General features: G+C 56.4%; 14 protein-coding genes, 2 tRNA genes, 1 rRNA gene and 1 pseudogene. 8 read left to right on the top strand and 10 right to left on the bottom strand.

Annotated features, from left to right (window positions below; translation table 11 throughout):
- Positions 1-645 carry a cAMP-activated global transcriptional regulator CRP gene (gene crp / locus ACA075_RS27510; protein ID WP_497296318.1) on the bottom strand — a complete coding sequence of 215 codons (645 nt, stop codon included), beginning with the start codon at positions 643-645 and terminating at the stop codon, positions 1-3.
- Positions 646-879: 234 nt separating this feature from the next.
- On the opposite strand from crp, the gene ACA075_RS27505 reads away from it, so the two are divergent.
- Positions 880-1,302 carry an OsmC family protein gene (locus ACA075_RS27505; protein ID WP_007941657.1) on the top strand — a complete coding sequence of 141 codons (423 nt, stop codon included), beginning with the start codon at positions 880-882 and terminating at the stop codon, positions 1,300-1,302.
- 239 nt (positions 1,303-1,541) lie between these two features.
- Positions 1,542-2,336, top strand: a complete 795-nt coding sequence (gene speD / locus ACA075_RS27500) for an adenosylmethionine decarboxylase (RefSeq protein ID WP_094470371.1) — start codon at positions 1,542-1,544, stop codon at positions 2,334-2,336.
- An 11-nt stretch (positions 2,337-2,347) separates the two neighbouring features.
- Here speD and ACA075_RS27495 read toward each other — a convergent pair.
- The 7 genes and pseudogenes from ACA075_RS27495 to hemJ all read right to left on the bottom strand — a co-directional run bounded on the left by ACA075_RS27495 (position 2,348) and on the right by hemJ (position 8,357).
- Positions 2,348-3,598 (bottom strand): annotated as a pseudogene (locus ACA075_RS27495) (IS3 family transposase).
- 153 nt (positions 3,599-3,751) lie between these two features.
- Positions 3,752-4,399 (bottom strand): 2-polyprenyl-3-methyl-6-methoxy-1,4-benzoquinone monooxygenase, encoded by a 648-nt coding sequence (coq7, locus tag ACA075_RS27490; protein ID WP_010467212.1) that lies wholly within the window; start codon positions 4,397-4,399, stop codon positions 3,752-3,754.
- Positions 4,400-4,591: 192 nt separating this feature from the next.
- Positions 4,592-4,930 carry a histidine triad nucleotide-binding protein gene (locus ACA075_RS27485; protein WP_094470373.1) on the bottom strand — a complete coding sequence of 113 codons (339 nt, stop codon included), beginning with the start codon at positions 4,928-4,930 and terminating at the stop codon, positions 4,592-4,594.
- An 81-nt stretch (positions 4,931-5,011) separates the two neighbouring features.
- Positions 5,012-5,800, bottom strand: a complete 789-nt coding sequence (locus ACA075_RS27480; protein ID WP_497296317.1) for an SDR family NAD(P)-dependent oxidoreductase — start codon at positions 5,798-5,800, stop codon at positions 5,012-5,014.
- 95 nt (positions 5,801-5,895) lie between these two features.
- Positions 5,896-6,840: a DUF805 domain-containing protein gene (locus ACA075_RS27475; RefSeq protein WP_497296316.1), complete on the bottom strand. Its 945-nt coding sequence runs from the start codon at positions 6,838-6,840 to the stop codon at positions 5,896-5,898.
- A gap of 92 nt (positions 6,841-6,932) precedes the next feature.
- Positions 6,933-7,901, bottom strand: a complete 969-nt coding sequence (locus ACA075_RS27470; protein WP_497296315.1) for an NAD(P)H-dependent flavin oxidoreductase — start codon at positions 7,899-7,901, stop codon at positions 6,933-6,935.
- 27 nt (positions 7,902-7,928) lie between these two features.
- Positions 7,929-8,357, bottom strand: coding sequence for a protoporphyrinogen oxidase HemJ (hemJ, locus tag ACA075_RS27465; protein ID WP_219096887.1), 429 nt, complete (start codon positions 8,355-8,357; stop codon positions 7,929-7,931).
- A 135-nt stretch (positions 8,358-8,492) separates the two neighbouring features.
- Between hemJ and argC the strand changes: the two genes are divergently transcribed.
- Entirely contained in the window at positions 8,493-9,527 is a 1,035-nt protein-coding gene (argC, locus tag ACA075_RS27460) for an N-acetyl-gamma-glutamyl-phosphate reductase (protein WP_208671201.1), read from the top strand.
- A gap of 168 nt (positions 9,528-9,695) precedes the next feature.
- Positions 9,696-10,046: an iron-sulfur cluster insertion protein ErpA gene (erpA, locus tag ACA075_RS27455; RefSeq protein WP_007947969.1), complete on the top strand. Its 351-nt coding sequence runs from the start codon at positions 9,696-9,698 to the stop codon at positions 10,044-10,046.
- Positions 10,047-10,113: 67 nt separating this feature from the next.
- On the opposite strand, the gene ACA075_RS27450 is transcribed toward erpA, so the two are convergent.
- Together ACA075_RS27450 and ACA075_RS27445 are read right to left on the bottom strand one after the other, a co-directional pair.
- Complete coding sequence (locus tag ACA075_RS27450) at positions 10,114-11,205, bottom strand: anhydro-N-acetylmuramic acid kinase (RefSeq protein WP_497296314.1); 1,092 nt, start codon at positions 11,203-11,205, stop codon at positions 10,114-10,116.
- A gap of 3 nt (positions 11,206-11,208) precedes the next feature.
- Entirely contained in the window at positions 11,209-12,624 is a 1,416-nt protein-coding gene (locus ACA075_RS27445) for a peptidoglycan DD-metalloendopeptidase family protein (RefSeq protein ID WP_497296313.1), read from the bottom strand.
- Between the two features lie 212 nt (positions 12,625-12,836).
- Here ACA075_RS27445 and tyrS point away from each other — a divergent pair, with 212 nt between their 5' ends.
- From tyrS to ACA075_RS27425, 4 genes are all read left to right on the top strand, one after another.
- Complete coding sequence (gene tyrS, locus ACA075_RS27440; RefSeq protein WP_497296312.1) at positions 12,837-14,036, top strand: tyrosine--tRNA ligase; 1,200 nt, start codon at positions 12,837-12,839, stop codon at positions 14,034-14,036.
- Positions 14,037-14,588: 552 nt separating this feature from the next.
- A 16S ribosomal RNA gene (locus ACA075_RS27435) occupies positions 14,589-16,127 on the top strand.
- A gap of 82 nt (positions 16,128-16,209) precedes the next feature.
- A tRNA-Ile gene (locus tag ACA075_RS27430) sits at positions 16,210-16,286 on the top strand.
- Between the two features lie 27 nt (positions 16,287-16,313).
- Positions 16,314-16,389: transfer RNA gene (locus ACA075_RS27425), tRNA-Ala, on the top strand.
- Positions 16,390-16,532: the final 143 nt, after the last annotated feature.

The raw sequence follows: 16,532 nt of genomic DNA, 5'->3' as shown, positions 1-16,532 counted from the left end.
TTAGCGCGTACCGAAGACCACCATGGTCTTGCCTTTGACGTCCACCAGGTTGCGTTCTTCCAGATCCTTGAGCACGCGACCGACCATCTCCCGTGAACAACCGACAATCCGTCCGATCTCCTGGCGGGTCACTTTGATCTGCATACCGTCCGGGTGGGTCATGGCATCCGGCTGTTTGCACAGTTCCAGCAGACAGCGGGCGACACGACCGGTTACGTCGAAGAAGGCCAGGTCGCCGACCTTGCGCGTGGTATTGCGCAGGCGCTGTGCAATTTGTCCGCTGAGCACGTAAAGAATGTCTGGATCCTGCTGGGACAGCTCGCGGAATTTTGCGTAGCTGATTTCCGCGACTTCACACTCGATCTTCGCGCGCACCCACGCGCTGCGTTCCTGCTCAAGCCCCGCTTGTTCAAACAGACCCAACTCACCGAAAAAGTCCCCGGAGTTCAGGTAGGCGATGATCATTTCGCGGCCGTCGTCATCCTCGATCAGGATCGTCACCGAACCCTTGATGATGAAGAACAGCGTTTCCGAGCGATCACCGGCACAAATGATGTTGCTCTTGGCCGCGTAACGACGGCGATGGCAATGCATCAACAGCTTGTCGAGGTTCTTGATTTTGGGGGTTGGGGCAATAGCAACCATGGTTGTATCCCGAAAAGACTTCACGGTGTGTTTAGTTTTTTTATGAGTCGCAGACGACGGCTGCGCAAAGGCTGGCCATGCGCCAGCGAATTGGCGCCAGCTTAACAGACACTTCCTGCAATATTCGAGAATTTACCTACGGTTTGGAAGGTTATGCCCTACAAATGCAGGGCACTGTCAGTCCGGAGCCCTGTGCTAAGCTGGCGACCCTTTTTTATGCAGTGGAGTCTGGCGATGAAGGCACGCATCCAATGGGCTGGCGAAGCCATGTTCCTCGGTGAATCCGGCAGCGGTCACGTCGTGGTCATGGACGGTCCGCCCGATGCAGGCGGTCGCAACCTGGGTGTCCGGCCAATGGAAATGCTTCTGCTGGGTGTCGGCGGTTGCAGCAATTTCGATGTGGTCAGCATCCTCAAGAAGTCCCGTCAGGCCGTCGAAAGCTGTGAAGCCTTCCTCGAGGCCGAGCGCGCGACCGAGGATCCGAAAGTCTTCACCAAGATCCACATGCACTTCGTGGTCAAGGGTCGCGGGCTGAAAGAAGCCCAGGTCAAACGCGCCATCGAGCTGTCGGCGGAGAAGTATTGCTCGGCTTCGATCATGCTCGGCGCGGCCGGAGTGGCCATTACCCACGACTACGAGATTATCGAACTCGGTTGAATCGACATTCAACTATCATAAAAGCAGTGCAGACTCTGGCGATCCCAAGCTGACGTCTGCATAATGCGCCACTTTTTTCAGGGTAGTGGCCTCGTCATCGACAGGCTGCGAACCCGAACAGACAACCAAAATCGCCATCGCGAAGAGGTGTTAACCGTCCTACGCAGCTGCGTTGTTCGCATCTGACGGGCATGCTTGATCACGCGGCCCGGGCCGCAATACATAGAGAGTTTTTAACGGTGAAAAGCAAACTCAAGCTCCACGGGTTCAATAACCTGACAAAGACCTTGAGCTTCAACATCTATGACATCTGCTACGCGGAAACCCCGCAAGACCAACAGGCTTACGTTGAGTACATCAATAAAGAGTACAACGCGAAACGCCTGACGCAGATCCTCACGGAAGTTGTCGATATCATTGGTGCCAACATCCTGAACATCGCCAGTCAGGACTATGAACCCCAGGGCGCCAGCGTCACGATTCTGATCTCTGAAGAGCCGGTAACCCCGACCGACAGCCAGATCGAAGAATCGCCGGGCCCGTTGCCCGAGATTATCCTGGCCCACCTCGACAAGAGCCACATCACGGTGCACACCTACCCGGAAATCCACCCGGATGATGGCATTGCGACATTCCGTGTGGACATTGACGTGTCGACCTGTGGCGTCATTTCACCGCTTAAAGCGCTTAACTTCCTGATTCACCAGTTCGATTCGGACATCGTGACCGTGGATTATCGCGTGCGCGGCTTCACCCGTGACGTGGAAGGCAAAAAGCACTTCATCGACCACGAGATCAACTCGATCCAGAACTACCTGTCCGAAGACACCCGCGGCGCGTACCAGATGACCGACGTGAACGTGTACCAGGAAAACCTGTTCCACACCAAAATGCTGCTGAAGAACTTCGAACTGGATGACTACCTGTTCGGCGATGCCACCAGCAACCTGTCCTCCGAGCAGCGTGCTCAGGTGACTGACCGTGTGAAACACGAAATGCTGGAAATCTTCTACGCACGCAACGTGCCGAACTAAGATTTTCGTGTCTAGTCCTGAAATAGGTTTACACCTGTTTCACCCCAACGCCCGATGCATCGCATCGGGCGTTTTGTATTTCAAAGACAGGTGCGGACGCTCGCGGTTGTAGATCGATACCGACTCGCTCACCATCTTCTTCGCCTGCGTTAAATCCTGTGGTCGCTGGAGCAAAAGCTCCGTCTTCAATATCCCGTTGACCCGCTCTGCCATGGCATTTTGGTAGCAGTCATAGCCGTCCGTCATCGAACACCTGATGCCGTGTTTCGCGTGCAGTTCCTGGTACATTCCCGAGCAATACTGGCTGCTGTCCGAGTGATGAACCAGTGGCTGCACGGTTTGACGGTGTTTCACTGCCCGGCGCAGCGCCTGCGCGACCGACTCGGTGTGCAGGCTTTCATGGACGTGATAGCCCACGATCTTTCGCGAAAAAGCATCCGTCACAAAGATCAGATAGGCCACGCCTTCCTGAGTGGGCAGATAGGTGATGTCAGCCACCCAGACCTGTTCCGGGCCGCTGGGAACAACCTGATCAGGCCCAGGTTTGAGCAGGTTCGGATGACGTCGAAAGCGATGATGGCTGTCGGTTGTCTTGTGATACGCACGCTTGCGGGCCACCAATAAACGCCGTTCGCGCAGAATCGAAAACAGGCGATCTCGCCCCACTTTCAGCTCAAGCAGCGGCTGACATTGCAGTAGGTAATGCAGCTTTCTAGTGCCCAACCGCGGCTGCCGCAGCCGCTTTTGCTGAACGAAATCGGCAACTTTCTGATCCAGAATCAGGCGAGCAGCATCGGCTCGATTGCGTTTGTAGTAAGCCTGTCGGCTTATCCCCATGAACTGGCAAGCCCTGCTGACGCTCAGGTTTTGGATTCGTTTTTGCGCGAGGACTTGCCGGGACGCTTTTTTACGACAGAGAGACCGTAGTCATTTTTCAAGACGTCCACGACCGCCTCGAAAAACTGCGCTTTCTGATTGGACAGCGCCAACTGCTCTTCAAGCTCTTTGATGCGTTGCTCTGGCGTTAATGGTCGGTTTTTGTCGGGCATAGACCCCATCCTCGGCGAGTCAATGTATGTGCCAGGGCTCCAATCCTGCCGACCGTGCTTGCGTAACCACGTCAGAACAGTCGTTTTTCCTTGAATCCCGTAGCGCTCCTGAGCCTCTTTATAACTCAGCTCGCCTTTTTCGACCTGATCGACGACCGACAATTTAAAGGTCAGCGTGTAGTCTCGCTGGCTACGCCTTTTTCCTGCGTTCATTACGCTCTCCTGAAAATAGATCAGAAGGTGTAAACCTTATTCAGGACGGGACATCGAACACAAAAAAGGCGACTACCTCACGGCAGTCGCCTTTTTTATGGCTGGAACAATGCGCCCTTGCTCGCGATGGCGTCCTTTCCGGCAGCGTATCCGTCAGATCCGATAAGTACTCTTGGTCATTACCTTGGCCAACAAACTCATTCCGAACTTCACCGGCGCCGGAAAACGAAATCCACCGGCATCCAGCGCACTTTCGGCATGATGTTCTTCATCGATCCGCATCTGCTCAAGAATCGCCCGGGACTTCTCGTCCTCCGCCGGCAATTGCTCAAGGTGCTCGTTCAAATGTTTGCACACCTGATGCTCGGTGGCGGCGACAAAACCCAGGCTGACCTTGTCGCTGATCAATCCGGCCACTGCGCCAATCCCGAACGACATGCCGTAGAACAGCGGGTTGAGAATGCTGGTGTGGCTGCCCAGTTGCTGGATGCGTTGCTCGCACCAGACCAGGTGATCGATTTCTTCTTCGGCAGCATGTTCCATGGCGGCCCGCACGTGCGGCAGCTTGGCGGTCAGGGCCTGACCCTGATACAGCGCCTGGGCGCAGACTTCACCGGTATGGTTGATGCGCATCAAGCCAGCAACGTGGCGGGTATCTTCGTCACTCATTTGCGCATCCGGCTGCACAATGGCGGGCGACGGACGGTATGGCTGGCCACTGAAGGGCAGCAACGTACGCATCGCGGCATCGGCTTGCAGCAGAAGACGGTCAATCGGCGAGTAGTGACGCTGGGTAGTCATGCTGACCTCCGGGAGGAATCTCGGCGGCCAGTTTAACCCAATCGGCCGGGGAAGGTTTGCGCTGGGTCATTGGAGTATTCCAATCCTGTAGGAGCGAGGCTTGCCCGCGAAAGCGGTTTATCAAATGACATGAATGTGACTGTCAGATCGCTTTCGCGGGCAAGCCTCGCTCCTACAAAGGAATGGGGTGGATCAGCCCGGCGGCCAGTGCATCTGGCGCTGACCCAGCACATGCATATGAATGTGGTAGACAGTCTGCCCGCCCAGTTCATTGCAGTTCATGACCACACGGAAACCTTCTTCGCAGCCCAGTTCGAGGGCCAGGCGCTGGGCGGTGAACAGAATATGCCCGGCCAACGCCTTGTCGTCCTCGGTGAGGTCGTTGAGGGTGCGTACCGCTTTTTTCGGAATGACCAGAAAATGCACCGGTGCCTGTGGGGCGATGTCGTGGAAGGCCAGTACCTGGTCGTCCTCGTAGATGATCTTCGCCGGGATTTCCCGGTTGATGATCTTGGTGAACAGAGTATCCACAGCTGTTTTCTCCGTTGTTTGGACTGGCCTGAGTGTACTCATGGGTTATCCCCGAGCCCAGCCTTTTACCTTGGGGCATGGTCAACGCGGGCAGTAGGCCTTGTTGACCATGCCAGCGATTGTCCGGTTCAGCCAGCGAGAGCCAAGTCGTGGCAGGAAGGCGCGCCAGCGATTGCCTCGACCCGGAATAATGATTGCGCGATTTTTCTCCAAGGCGCGCACGGTATACAGCGCAACCTCTTCGGGACTCATGAGCATGTTGCTGTCGGCCAGTTTGCCGGTATCCAGTTGAGCGGTACGGAAGAACCCGGTACGGGTCGGACCGGGGCACAGCACCGAGACCTTGACCGCACATTTCTTCAGTTCGACGCGCAACCCTTCGGAAAAATGCAGCACATAGGCTTTGCTGGCGTAGTACGTGCTCATCCATGGGCCGGGTTGGAAAGCGGCCGTTGAGGCGACATTCAGAATCTGCCCGCCCCCCTGCAAGGCCATGCTGTTGCCGATGGCATGGCACAAGCGGGTGAGTGCCAGGATGTTCACTTCGATCAGGTCCTGCTCGGTCATCCAGTCCTGGGCCAGAAATGGCCCGCAGGTGCCGATGCCCGCGCAGTTGATCAGCAAATCGATTTGCCGGTCACCTTCTTCCAGTTCCAGCAGGAACCCGGACAGCCGTAATGGCTCACCGAGGTCGCAGGCGCGAAACAATACTTCCACGCCAAAGCGTTGGGTCAGTTCAATGGCAATACTTTCCAGCTGATCACGTTGGCGGGCCACCAGAATCAGGCTGCGACCACGGCGGGCCAGCGCTTCGGCCATCGCCAGGCCGATGCCACTGGAAGCGCCAGTGATCAGAGCGTAACGGGTCATGCAGTTCTCCATCGCAACAGCTCCGCGCCGGCGACGCGGGTGTCACGGGCGGGGAGCGCTGTTCATTCTTTCGCAGAGTCTACAGGGGCCGGGGCTTATTCTGCTTCATCGTCTGCAGAATCGGGTGCCTGCTCAGCCTCTGCGGCCGGCTCGACTTCCACTTCTTCAGTGATCACCGAGCTGCTGTCATAGCTGGTTTCGGCCGCAGTTTCATACTCTTGCTGGATCGCCGTGAGGCCTCCGGCCAGCGCGCCAACCAAGACGATGGCGATGAATACGACCCACAGCGAAGACAGCACTTTGACCGCCGTGGTGTTGGGTGGAGGCGGTGCGCCGTAGCGATTGGCGATGTTGGTGCCCGGGGCGATCATGATCACGAACGGGAAGAAGCTGCCTACGAAGGGTACGAGGTTCAGCAGCCAGAGCCAGCCGGACCAACCGATGTCGTGCAGGCGCTGAACGCTGATCTGAATGCTCACGACCGCCATGGCAATGAACAGGAAGAACGCAACCAGGCCGCCGAGAATCAGGCCTACGGTCGAATCGGCGCTGATGATAGCGAACGCGAAAATGGCCAATACCGAACCGACGGCCAGCGTGACCAGCGTCAGGGCCATCGTCCAGGCGAGATAGCGCAAGCGACCGATGCGGCCCTCAACGCTGAATGGCTTGAGTGGAGCGTACGCAGGCAGGCTTTCGCCGACAGTGGCTCGGGGTGGTGCGTAAGGGGATGCGGGGTCGGCAAATACCGGTTGGTGGGCGACAGGCCTGTGTTCGTGGGCGTCGGCCAGGTTCAGCTCAATGGACGATTCGCTTTCGATGCGAGCATCGATGCCGGTTTTCGTCAGCGCCTGGAGGTAGGTTTTCGCGTCGGCGTGCGACAGGTCTTTCTTGAGCGTAACCGTCTTGCCAGTGAACAGCCGTTCGACCGCACCGACTTCGCTTTTGTATAGCTCGGCCAGCTTCTGTTTGGCCGTGATGGCGTCAACGCCTGGCAGCAGAGCGCCGTCGAACACGATCTTGAAACGGTTGTCGCTCATTGCGAGGCATCCTTGTCGCGAGAATTTGTAATAGGGTGTGTTTCGAGGATGGAGTGTAAGGCCAGCCGGGGCGGGCTGGCCAAACTTTCATCTCAGCGCGGCCAGCGTTTAGGCAGCTGCGCCGCCATTTCCAGTGCCTTGCGATACTCCGCGTCCAGTCGAGCGACCAGTTGCTCGACGCTTGGCAAATCATCGATTTCCCCGACACCCTGGCCCGCAGACCACACGGTTTTCCAGGCTTTTGCTTCATCGCTGATCGGCTTGAGTTTGGAGCCGAAGTCGACCTCGCCCTTGCCTTGCAGTGCCGCCATGTCGAAGCCGGCGGCCTCCAGGCTTTGACGCATGAAACTCGCCGGTACGCCAGACACCGCCGGCGTATGGACGATGTCCGCGGCTCTGGACGTCAGCAGCATCTCTTTGTAGGCGTCAGGCGCATGACTTTCAGTGGTGCCGATAAATCGCGTACCGAAGTAGGCCAGATCCGCGCCGAGCAATTGCGCAGCAAGGATCTCGTGCCCGTGGTTAAGGCAGCCTGCCAGCAGTAGGGTCTTGTCGAAAAACTGGCGAATCTCGGCAATCAGCGAGAACGGGCTCCAGGTCCCGGCGTGTCCACCGGCACCCGCTGCCACGGCGATCAAGCCGTCCACGCCGGCCTCGGCGGCTTTTTCGGCATGGCGCCGCGTCGTCACGTCATGGAACACCAGCCCACCATAACTGTGGACGGCATCGACTACTTCTTTCACCGCACCGAGACTGGTGATCACGATTGGTACTTTATGCTCGATGCAGATCGCAAGGTCTGCTTGCAGCCGTGGGTTGGTGTTGTGAACGATCAGGTTGACGGCGTAAGGCGCCGGGTTCTCGAGTGTCGCCAACCCTGCTTCGATCTCTTCCAGCCAGGCCTTGAAGCCGCTGCTCTCGCGCTGGTTCAGCGCAGGAAAGCTGCCGACCACGCCGTTACGGCAGCAGGCGAGCACCAATTGCGGATTGGAAATCAGAAACATCGGCGCTGCCACCACGGGCAGACGCAAACGTTGTTCGAGCAAAGCGGGCAGCGACATTGGAAGTACCCCGGTGAGTTGTGCTTATTAGAACGGCCGAACGACGACCAGAATTACGATAGCCAGCAATATCAGAACCGGCACTTCATTGAACCAGCGATAAAAGACATGGCTGCGGGTGTTTTCGCCACGGGCAAAACGTTTCACCTGCGCGCCGCACATGTGGTGGTAGCCGATCAGGATCACCACCAGGGTCAGCTTGGCGTGAATCCACGCGCCTTGACTGAAGATGCTCGGGTTAAGCCAGATCAGTGCGATGCCGAATATCAGGGTAGCGATCATCGCCGGGCCCATGATGCCGCGGTACAGCTTGCGCTCCATGAGGCTGAAGCGTTCCTTGCTGACGGTGTCTTCGCTTTGCGCGTGATAAACGAACAGGCGCGGCAGGTAAAACAGGCCGGCAAACCAGCAGACCATGCTGACGATATGAAGCGCTTTGAGCCACAGATAAAGCATTTTTAGTTATTCCCAGGTTCACGGTAGCCCGAATAGTAGAGGCTTGACTGTCCGCACGTCACCTTGACGGTTGTCGCAGGGCCGCGCGGCCCCTATTATCGACGGCTTTCCAGTGGGTTCGTTGAGGGCAGGTTTATGGTCAAGGTCGGTATCGTCGGCGGCACGGGTTACACCGGTGTCGAACTGCTGCGTCTGTTGGCACAGCATCCGCAAGCTGAAGTGGTTGTGATCACTTCCCGATCCGAGGCCGGTCTGGCCGTGGCTGACATGTACCCGAACTTGCGAGGCCACTACGACGGTCTGGCTTTCAGCGTTCCGGATATCAAGACGCTGGGCGCTTGTGATGTGGTGTTCTTTGCCACGCCACACGGCGTTGCCCATGCGCTGGCGGGTGAATTGCTAGCAGCCGGGACCAAGGTCATCGACTTGTCGGCTGATTTCCGTCTGCAAGACTCTGCCGAGTGGGCCAAGTGGTACGGCCAGCCGCACGGTGCGCCGGAGCTGCTGGAAGAAGCGGTCTATGGGTTGCCGGAAGTCAATCGCGAGCAGATCAAGGATGCTCGCTTGATCGCGGTGCCGGGTTGCTACCCTACGGCGACGCAACTGGGTTTCCTGCCTTTGCTCGAAGCCGGCCTGGCAGATACCACGCGTTTGATTGCTGACTGCAAATCCGGTGTCAGCGGTGCTGGTCGTGGCGCTTCGGTCGGTTCGCTGTACTCCGAGACGTCGGAAAGCATGAAAGCCTACTCCGTCAAAGGTCACCGTCACTTGCCGGAGATCCGCCAGGGGCTGCGTCGTGCAGCGGGCAAGGACGTCGGTCTGACCTTCGTTCCGCACCTGACGCCGATGATTCGCGGCATTCATTCGACGCTGTACGCGACCGTCGTGGATCGCTCGGTGGATCTCCAGGCGCTGTTTGAAAAGCGTTATGCCAACGAACCGTTCGTCGACGTAATGCCGGCCGGCAGCCATCCGGAAACCCGCAGCGTGCGCGGTGCCAACGTCTGCCGTATCGCCGTGCATCGTCCGCAGGACGGTGATCTGGTGGTGGTGCTGTCGGTGATCGATAACCTGGTCAAGGGTGCGTCGGGTCAGGCGGTGCAGAACCTGAACATTCTGTTCGGGCTGGATGAGCGCCTGGGCCTGTCCCACGCCGGCATGCTGCCATAAGGCTTTATCCCGCTCAGCAAAAAGGCCCTTTGAACGGGCCTTTTTGCATTTCGAGCCGGCAATCGGGTTTATTGATATACCGTAACAATAGTTGACCAATTTTCTAGGAGAAGCGGATAATGCGCGTCATCACGCATTATGGCGGCGTAACGCCGGGAGATAGTCAGCATGAGCGTCGAATCCTTCACCCCCACCGCTTTGCAATTCACCCACGGTGCCGCGCACAAGGTGAAGAGCCTGGTTGATGAAGAGGGGAATGATCGCTTGAAGCTGCGCGTATTCGTTACGGGCGGCGGTTGTTCAGGTTTTCAGTACGGCTTTACCTTCGATGAAGAAGTGGCCGATGACGACACCATCGTCGAGCGCGAAGGTGTGAGTCTGGTCGTAGACCCAATGAGCTTCCAGTACCTGGCTGGTGCCGAGGTGGATTATCAGGAAGGTCTGGAAGGTTCGCGTTTCGTGATCAAGAATCCGAACGCCAGCACCACGTGTGGTTGCGGCTCTTCGTTCTCGATCTGATCGCGCTTCACCGCAATATCAAACGCCGCATGGCTTCGGGGCTTTGCGGCGTTTTGCTGTGTGGCGTTTATGCCGGGTAGATGGCGCCGAGGATGCGCAGGCCGCGGGCGCCGGTGACACTCGGGCGGTTGGCGGCGATGCCTTCCAGGCAGCAATGAGCCAGCCAGGCGAAGGCCATGGCTTCGACCCAGTCCGGGTCCACGCCGTAAGTGGCAGTGCTGCTGACCGTCGCGTTCGGCAGCAGGGCCGCCAAACGGTTCATCAGTGTGGCGTTGTGCGCGCCACCACCGCAGACCAGTAGTTCCTGAGTGTCCGATTGGGCATGCTGCAGTGACTCGACGATGGTCAGCGCTGTGAGTTCAAGCAGAGTGGCTTGCACGTCTTCAGCTGCGAAGGACGGCAGTTTCGAAAGGTGCTGTGTCAGCCATGGCAGGTTGAACACTTCGCGTCCGGTGCTTTTCGGGCCTTTGGTTACGAAGAACGGATCGCTCAGCAATTCATTCAGCAGAACCGGTTCAACCTTGCCGCTGGCCGCCCATTGGCCGTCGCGATCAAAGTTGTCGCCGCGTTGCTGATGAATCCAGGCATCCAGTAGAACGTTGCCCGGGCCGCAGTCGAAACCGGCGACAGGTTTGCCGGGCTCGATCAGGCTGAGGTTGCTGAATCCGCCAACATTCAACACCGCACGATGACCGGCACGTTCATCAAACAACGCTTCGTGAAAGGCTGGCACCAAAGGCGCGCCTTGCCCGCCGGCGGCCACATCACGGCTGCGGAAGTCGCTGACCACAGTGATACCGGTCAGCTCGGTGAGCAGGGCAGGGTTGCCGATCTGAACCGTAAAGCCGCGCGCCGGTTCATGGCGAATGGTCTGGCCGTGGCTGCCAATCGCGCGAATGTCTTCGGGTTTCAGGTTGTGTTGGTGGAGGAGAGTGTTAATGCCCTGAGCCGCCAGTTTCACCCAGTTCTGCTGGGCGATGGCGGAGCGGGCAATCTCGTCCGGGCCGCTGGCGCACAAGCCAAGCAGCTCGGCGCGCAGGGAATCAGGCATTGGGGTGTAGTGCGTGGCGATCAGGTTGATCGCCGGGGTCAGCTCGATCAGCGCAATGTCCAGGCCATCGAGGCTGGTCCCGGACATCACACCTATATAGAACGTCATGATTTAGCGCTTCGAAGCCAGCATGGTGGCTTTCTCTTGGTCCATGCGCGCCATCAACGGCTGACTCTGTGCAAGGAAGCGTGCGCGTTCCCCTTTGGAGATTGGATCGGCCATCGCAACTTTTTGGCCCAGTGGGTCGACGTGCACGCCATTGACCTGAAACTCATAGTGCAAGTGCGGACCAGTGGAGAGACCGGTAGTGCCGATGTAGCCAATCACCTGACCTTGTTTGACGGTGCCGCCAGTCTGTACGCCTTTGGCAAAGCCTTGCATGTGGCCATACAGCGTACGGTAGGTATTGCCGTGCTGGATGATCACGGTATTGCCGTAGCCGCCACGGCGACCGGCCAGCAATACTTTGCCGTCACCGGCCGCTTTGATCGGTGTACCGCGTGGTGCTGCGTAATCGACACCTTTGTGGGCGCGGATCTTGTTCAGGATCGGGTGTTTGCGGCCCATGGAGAATTTCGAGCTGATGCGTGCGAAGTCTACCGGCGTGCGGATAAATGCCTTGCGCATGCTATTGCCGTCAGCAGTGTAGTAACTGCTGTTGCCTTGCTTGTTGGTGTAACGCACGGCGGTGTAGGTCTTGCCGCGGTTGGTGAAGCGTGCAGACAGGATCGGGCCGTTGCCGACAGCCTTGCCGTTGACGACTTTCTGCTCGTAGATCACATCGAACTCGTCACCCTGGCGGATATCCTGGGCGAAGTCGACGTCATAGCCAAACACGCTGGCCATGTCCATGGTCAGGCTGTGGGACAGGCCAGCACGCGCGGCAGACTGCGACAGTGAGCTGTTGATCACGCCATGAACGTAGGCGGAGCGCACGGTAGGCTTGGCGGTAATGCGGTTGAACGTATAACCCTTGTCATTCTTGGTAAGGGTGATGCTTTCGAGGTCGCTGACTTTGCTGTGCAGGTTGGTCAACTGGCCGTCGGGAGTCAGTTCGAATTCAAGTTTCTGGCCGTGTTTGAGCTGGCTGAACTGCTTGGCCTGCTTGTCGCTGGCCATGACTTCATGCACCGAAGTGGCGGGGAGGCCGACTTTCTCGAACAGCGTGGACAGCGTGTCGCCTTTGGAAACGATCACTTCCCTGTGGTTTGGAGTCTTCTTTTCTACGACGACCGGGGTAGGCTCGGCCTGAGCGGTTTCCTGCGGCTCTTCGGCGCTGTTTTCGATCTGCGCGAAAGGCGAGGCTGCCGGTTCATTTGTGGCTTGGACGGCTTCAGCAGCGTCTTGATCTTGTGTCAGTTGTTCAGCAGGGCTTTCCAGCTCAAGACTCAGCGTCGTCTTTTTGGCTTCTACATCACTGGAAGGGAATACCAGAAGCGCCAGGCTCAGAAGAGCGGCGATACCACTTGCTGCTAGCAGGTGGGTCTTCGGGTAAAGCGGTGGCGCTTTAGACGATTCTTTGGTCATAGGTAATTTTTGACTTTGAAAAAGATGAATTGGAAAAGATGAATGACATGATGAAGATGAAATAACTGTATAAAATATAACCAAATCATCTCTGAAGCAAGTCCGTGGTCACTCTGCCAGCGGATTGGCGTCATTGCGCGGACCAAACTTTGTATTTGACGCGTGATCTTGTATGGTTGGTCCCCTTTGAATTCGAGCCTTGCGGGTCTGTTATGAAGTCGGTTGAAGAGCAGCTAGCGCTGATTAAACGTGGTGCGGAAGAACTGTTGGTCGAGTCCGAGCTGATCGAAAAGCTCAAGCGTGGCCAGCCGCTACGTATTAAGGCAGGCTTCGATCCGACCGCGCCGGATTTGCACCTGGGTCATACAGTGCTTATTAATAAGCTGCGTCAGTTCCAGGAACTGGGTCACCAGGTGATCTTCCTTATAGGTGACTTCACCGGGATGATCGGTGATCCGAGCGGCAAGAGCGCAACGCGTCCTCCGCTCACCCGCGAGCAGGTTCTCGAGAATGCCGAGACCTACAAGACTCAAGTCTTCAAGATTCTTGATCCGGCCAAGACCGAGGTGGCGTTCAACTCCACCTGGATGGACCAGATGGGGCCGGCGGACTTCATTCGTTTGACTTCGCAGTACACCGTGGCTCGCATGCTTGAGCGCGATGACTTCGACAAGCGCTATACGACCAATCAGCCAATTGCTATTCACGAGTTCCTCTATCCGCTGGTTCAAGGGTATGACTCGGTCGCTTTGCGCGCGGATGTCGAGTTGGGTGGTACCGATCAGAAGTTCAACTTGCTGATGGGGCGTGAACTGCAGCGCGGTTATGGTCAGGAGGCTCAGTGCATTCTGACGATGCCGCTGCTCGAAGGTCTGGATGGCGTGAAGAAGATGTCCAAGTCTCTGGGCAACTACGTCGGTATCCAGGAAGCGCCGGGTGTCATGTACGGCAAACTGGTCTCTATTCCGGATGCGCTGATGTGGCGCTACTTCGAATTGCTCAGTTTCCGCTCCATGGATGAGATCAACGCATTCCGTACCGATGTCGAGGCGGGTGCCAACCCCCGTGATATCAAGATCAAGCTGGCCGAAGAGATCGTTGCACGCTTCCATGGTGAAGAGGCTGCGGCAAATGCTCACCGTGCGGCGGGCAATCGTATGAAGGATGGCGAGCTGCCGGATGATCTGCCAGAGATCGAATTGACCGCTACTGAAGATATGCCGATCGCTGCCGTCCTTAATAAGGCAGGCCTGGTCAAGAACTCGGCTGTCGCGCGGGACCTGCTGGGCTCTGGTGGTGTGCGTATAGATGGTGAGGTTGTTGATCGCACCTTTATATACGTACTGGGTGCGACCCATGTTTGCCAAGCCGGAAAGAAGGCATTTGCGCGTATTACGCTCAAATCCGAATAAAGCTGAAAATAGGTGTTGACGGCAGATTCTGGAAGTCTATAATTCGCCCCACTTCCGGCGCAGTCGAAACGAAAAACTCATTGGTAAACAAAGAGTTACGCAGTTTTCGGCAGTGAGTTGCTTCAGGTCATCGAGGCTCAGAAGGAGTTGATCAGGCAGGTTTGTTTGGCTTGATTGACGATTCGATCTTCTCGGTCGAAAGCGGAGAAAAAGAGGTGTTGACAGCAGCGAGTAACGCTGTAGAATTTGCCTCCCGCTAACGAGAGATGGGAAGCGCAAGTGGTTGAAGTTGCAAAGGAAACTTTGAAAACTTCTGAAAATAACCGCTTGACAGCAACAGAGGCTGCTGTAGAATGCGCGCCTCGGTTGAGACGAAAGATCTTAACCAACCGCTCTTTAACAACTGAATCAAGCAATTCGTGTGGGTGCTTGTGGAGTCAGACTGATAGTCAACAAGATTATCAGCATCACAAGTTACTCCGCGAGAAATCAAAGATGTAACCAACGATTGCTGAGCCAAGTTTAGGGTTTCTTAAAAACCCAAAGATGTTTGAACTGAAGAGTTTGATCATGGCTCAGATTGAACGCTGGCGGCAGGCCTAACACATGCAAGTCGAGCGGCAGCACGGGTACTTGTACCTGGTGGCGAGCGGCGGACGGGTGAGTAATGCCTAGGAATCTGCCTGGTAGTGGGGGATAACGCTCGGAAACGGACGCTAATACCGCATACGTCCTACGGGAGAAAGCAGGGGACCTTCGGGCCTTGCGCTATCAGATGAGCCTAGGTCGGATTAGCTAGTTGGTGAGGTAATGGCTCACCAAGGCGACGATCCGTAACTGGTCTGAGAGGATGATCAGTCACACTGGAACTGAGACACGGTCCAGACTCCTACGGGAGGCAGCAGTGGGGAATATTGGACAATGGGCGAAAGCCTGATCCAGCCATGCCGCGTGTGTGAAGAAGGTCTTCGGATTGTAAAGCACTTTAAGTTGGGAGGAAGGGCATTTACCTAATACGTAAGTGTTTTGACGTTACCGACAGAATAAGCACCGGCTAACTCTGTGCCAGCAGCCGCGGTAATACAGAGGGTGCAAGCGTTAATCGGAATTACTGGGCGTAAAGCGCGCGTAGGTGGTTTGTTAAGTTGGATGTGAAATCCCCGGGCTCAACCTGGGAACTGCATTCAAAACTGACAAGCTAGAGTATGGTAGAGGGTGGTGGAATTTCCTGTGTAGCGGTGAAATGCGTAGATATAGGAAGGAACACCAGTGGCGAAGGCGACCACCTGGACTGATACTGACACTGAGGTGCGAAAGCGTGGGGAGCAAACAGGATTAGATACCCTGGTAGTCCACGCCGTAAACGATGTCAACTAGCCGTTGGGAGCCTTGAGCTCTTAGTGGCGCAGCTAACGCATTAAGTTGACCGCCTGGGGAGTACGGCCGCAAGGTTAAAACTCAAATGAATTGACGGGGGCCCGCACAAGCGGTGGAGCATGTGGTTTAATTCGAAGCAACGCGAAGAACCTTACCAGGCCTTGACATCCAATGAACTTTCCAGAGATGGATTGGTGCCTTCGGGAACATTGAGACAGGTGCTGCATGGCTGTCGTCAGCTCGTGTCGTGAGATGTTGGGTTAAGTCCCGTAACGAGCGCAACCCTTGTCCTTAGTTACCAGCACGTAATGGTGGGCACTCTAAGGAGACTGCCGGTGACAAACCGGAGGAAGGTGGGGATGACGTCAAGTCATCATGGCCCTTACGGCCTGGGCTACACACGTGCTACAATGGTCGGTACAGAGGGTTGCCAAGCCGCGAGGTGGAGCTAATCCCAGAAAACCGATCGTAGTCCGGATCGCAGTCTGCAACTCGACTGCGTGAAGTCGGAATCGCTAGTAATCGCGAATCAGAATGTCGCGGTGAATACGTTCCCGGGCCTTGTACACACCGCCCGTCACACCATGGGAGTGGGTTGCACCAGAAGTAGCTAGTCTAACCTTCGGGAGGACGGTTACCACGGTGTGATTCATGACTGGGGTGAAGTCGTAACAAGGTAGCCGTAGGGGAACCTGCGGCTGGATCACCTCCTTAATCGACGACATCAGCTGCTCCATAAGTTCCCACACGAATTGCTTGATTCATTGAAGAAGACGATAAGAAGCAGCCCGAAATTGGGTCTGTAGCTCAGTTGGTTAGAGCGCACCCCTGATAAGGGTGAGGTCGGCAGTTCGAATCTGCCCAGACCCACCAATTTTGTGTGGGAACCTGTAGAAATACGGGGCCATAGCTCAGCTGGGAGAGCGCCTGCCTTGCACGCAGGAGGTCAACGGTTCGATCCCGTTTGGCTCCACCACTACTGCTTCTGTTTGTTGAAAGCTTAGAAATGAGCATTCCATTGTGATGATGGTGAATGTTGATTTCTAGTCTTTGGCTAGATCGTTCTTTAAAAATTTGGGTATGTGATAGAAAGATAGACTGAACGTTACTTTCACTGGT

The sequence above is a fragment of the Pseudomonas sp. LBUM1663 genome (assembly GCF_059695905.1).
This window is presented reverse-complemented; position numbering and strand designations above follow the sequence as displayed.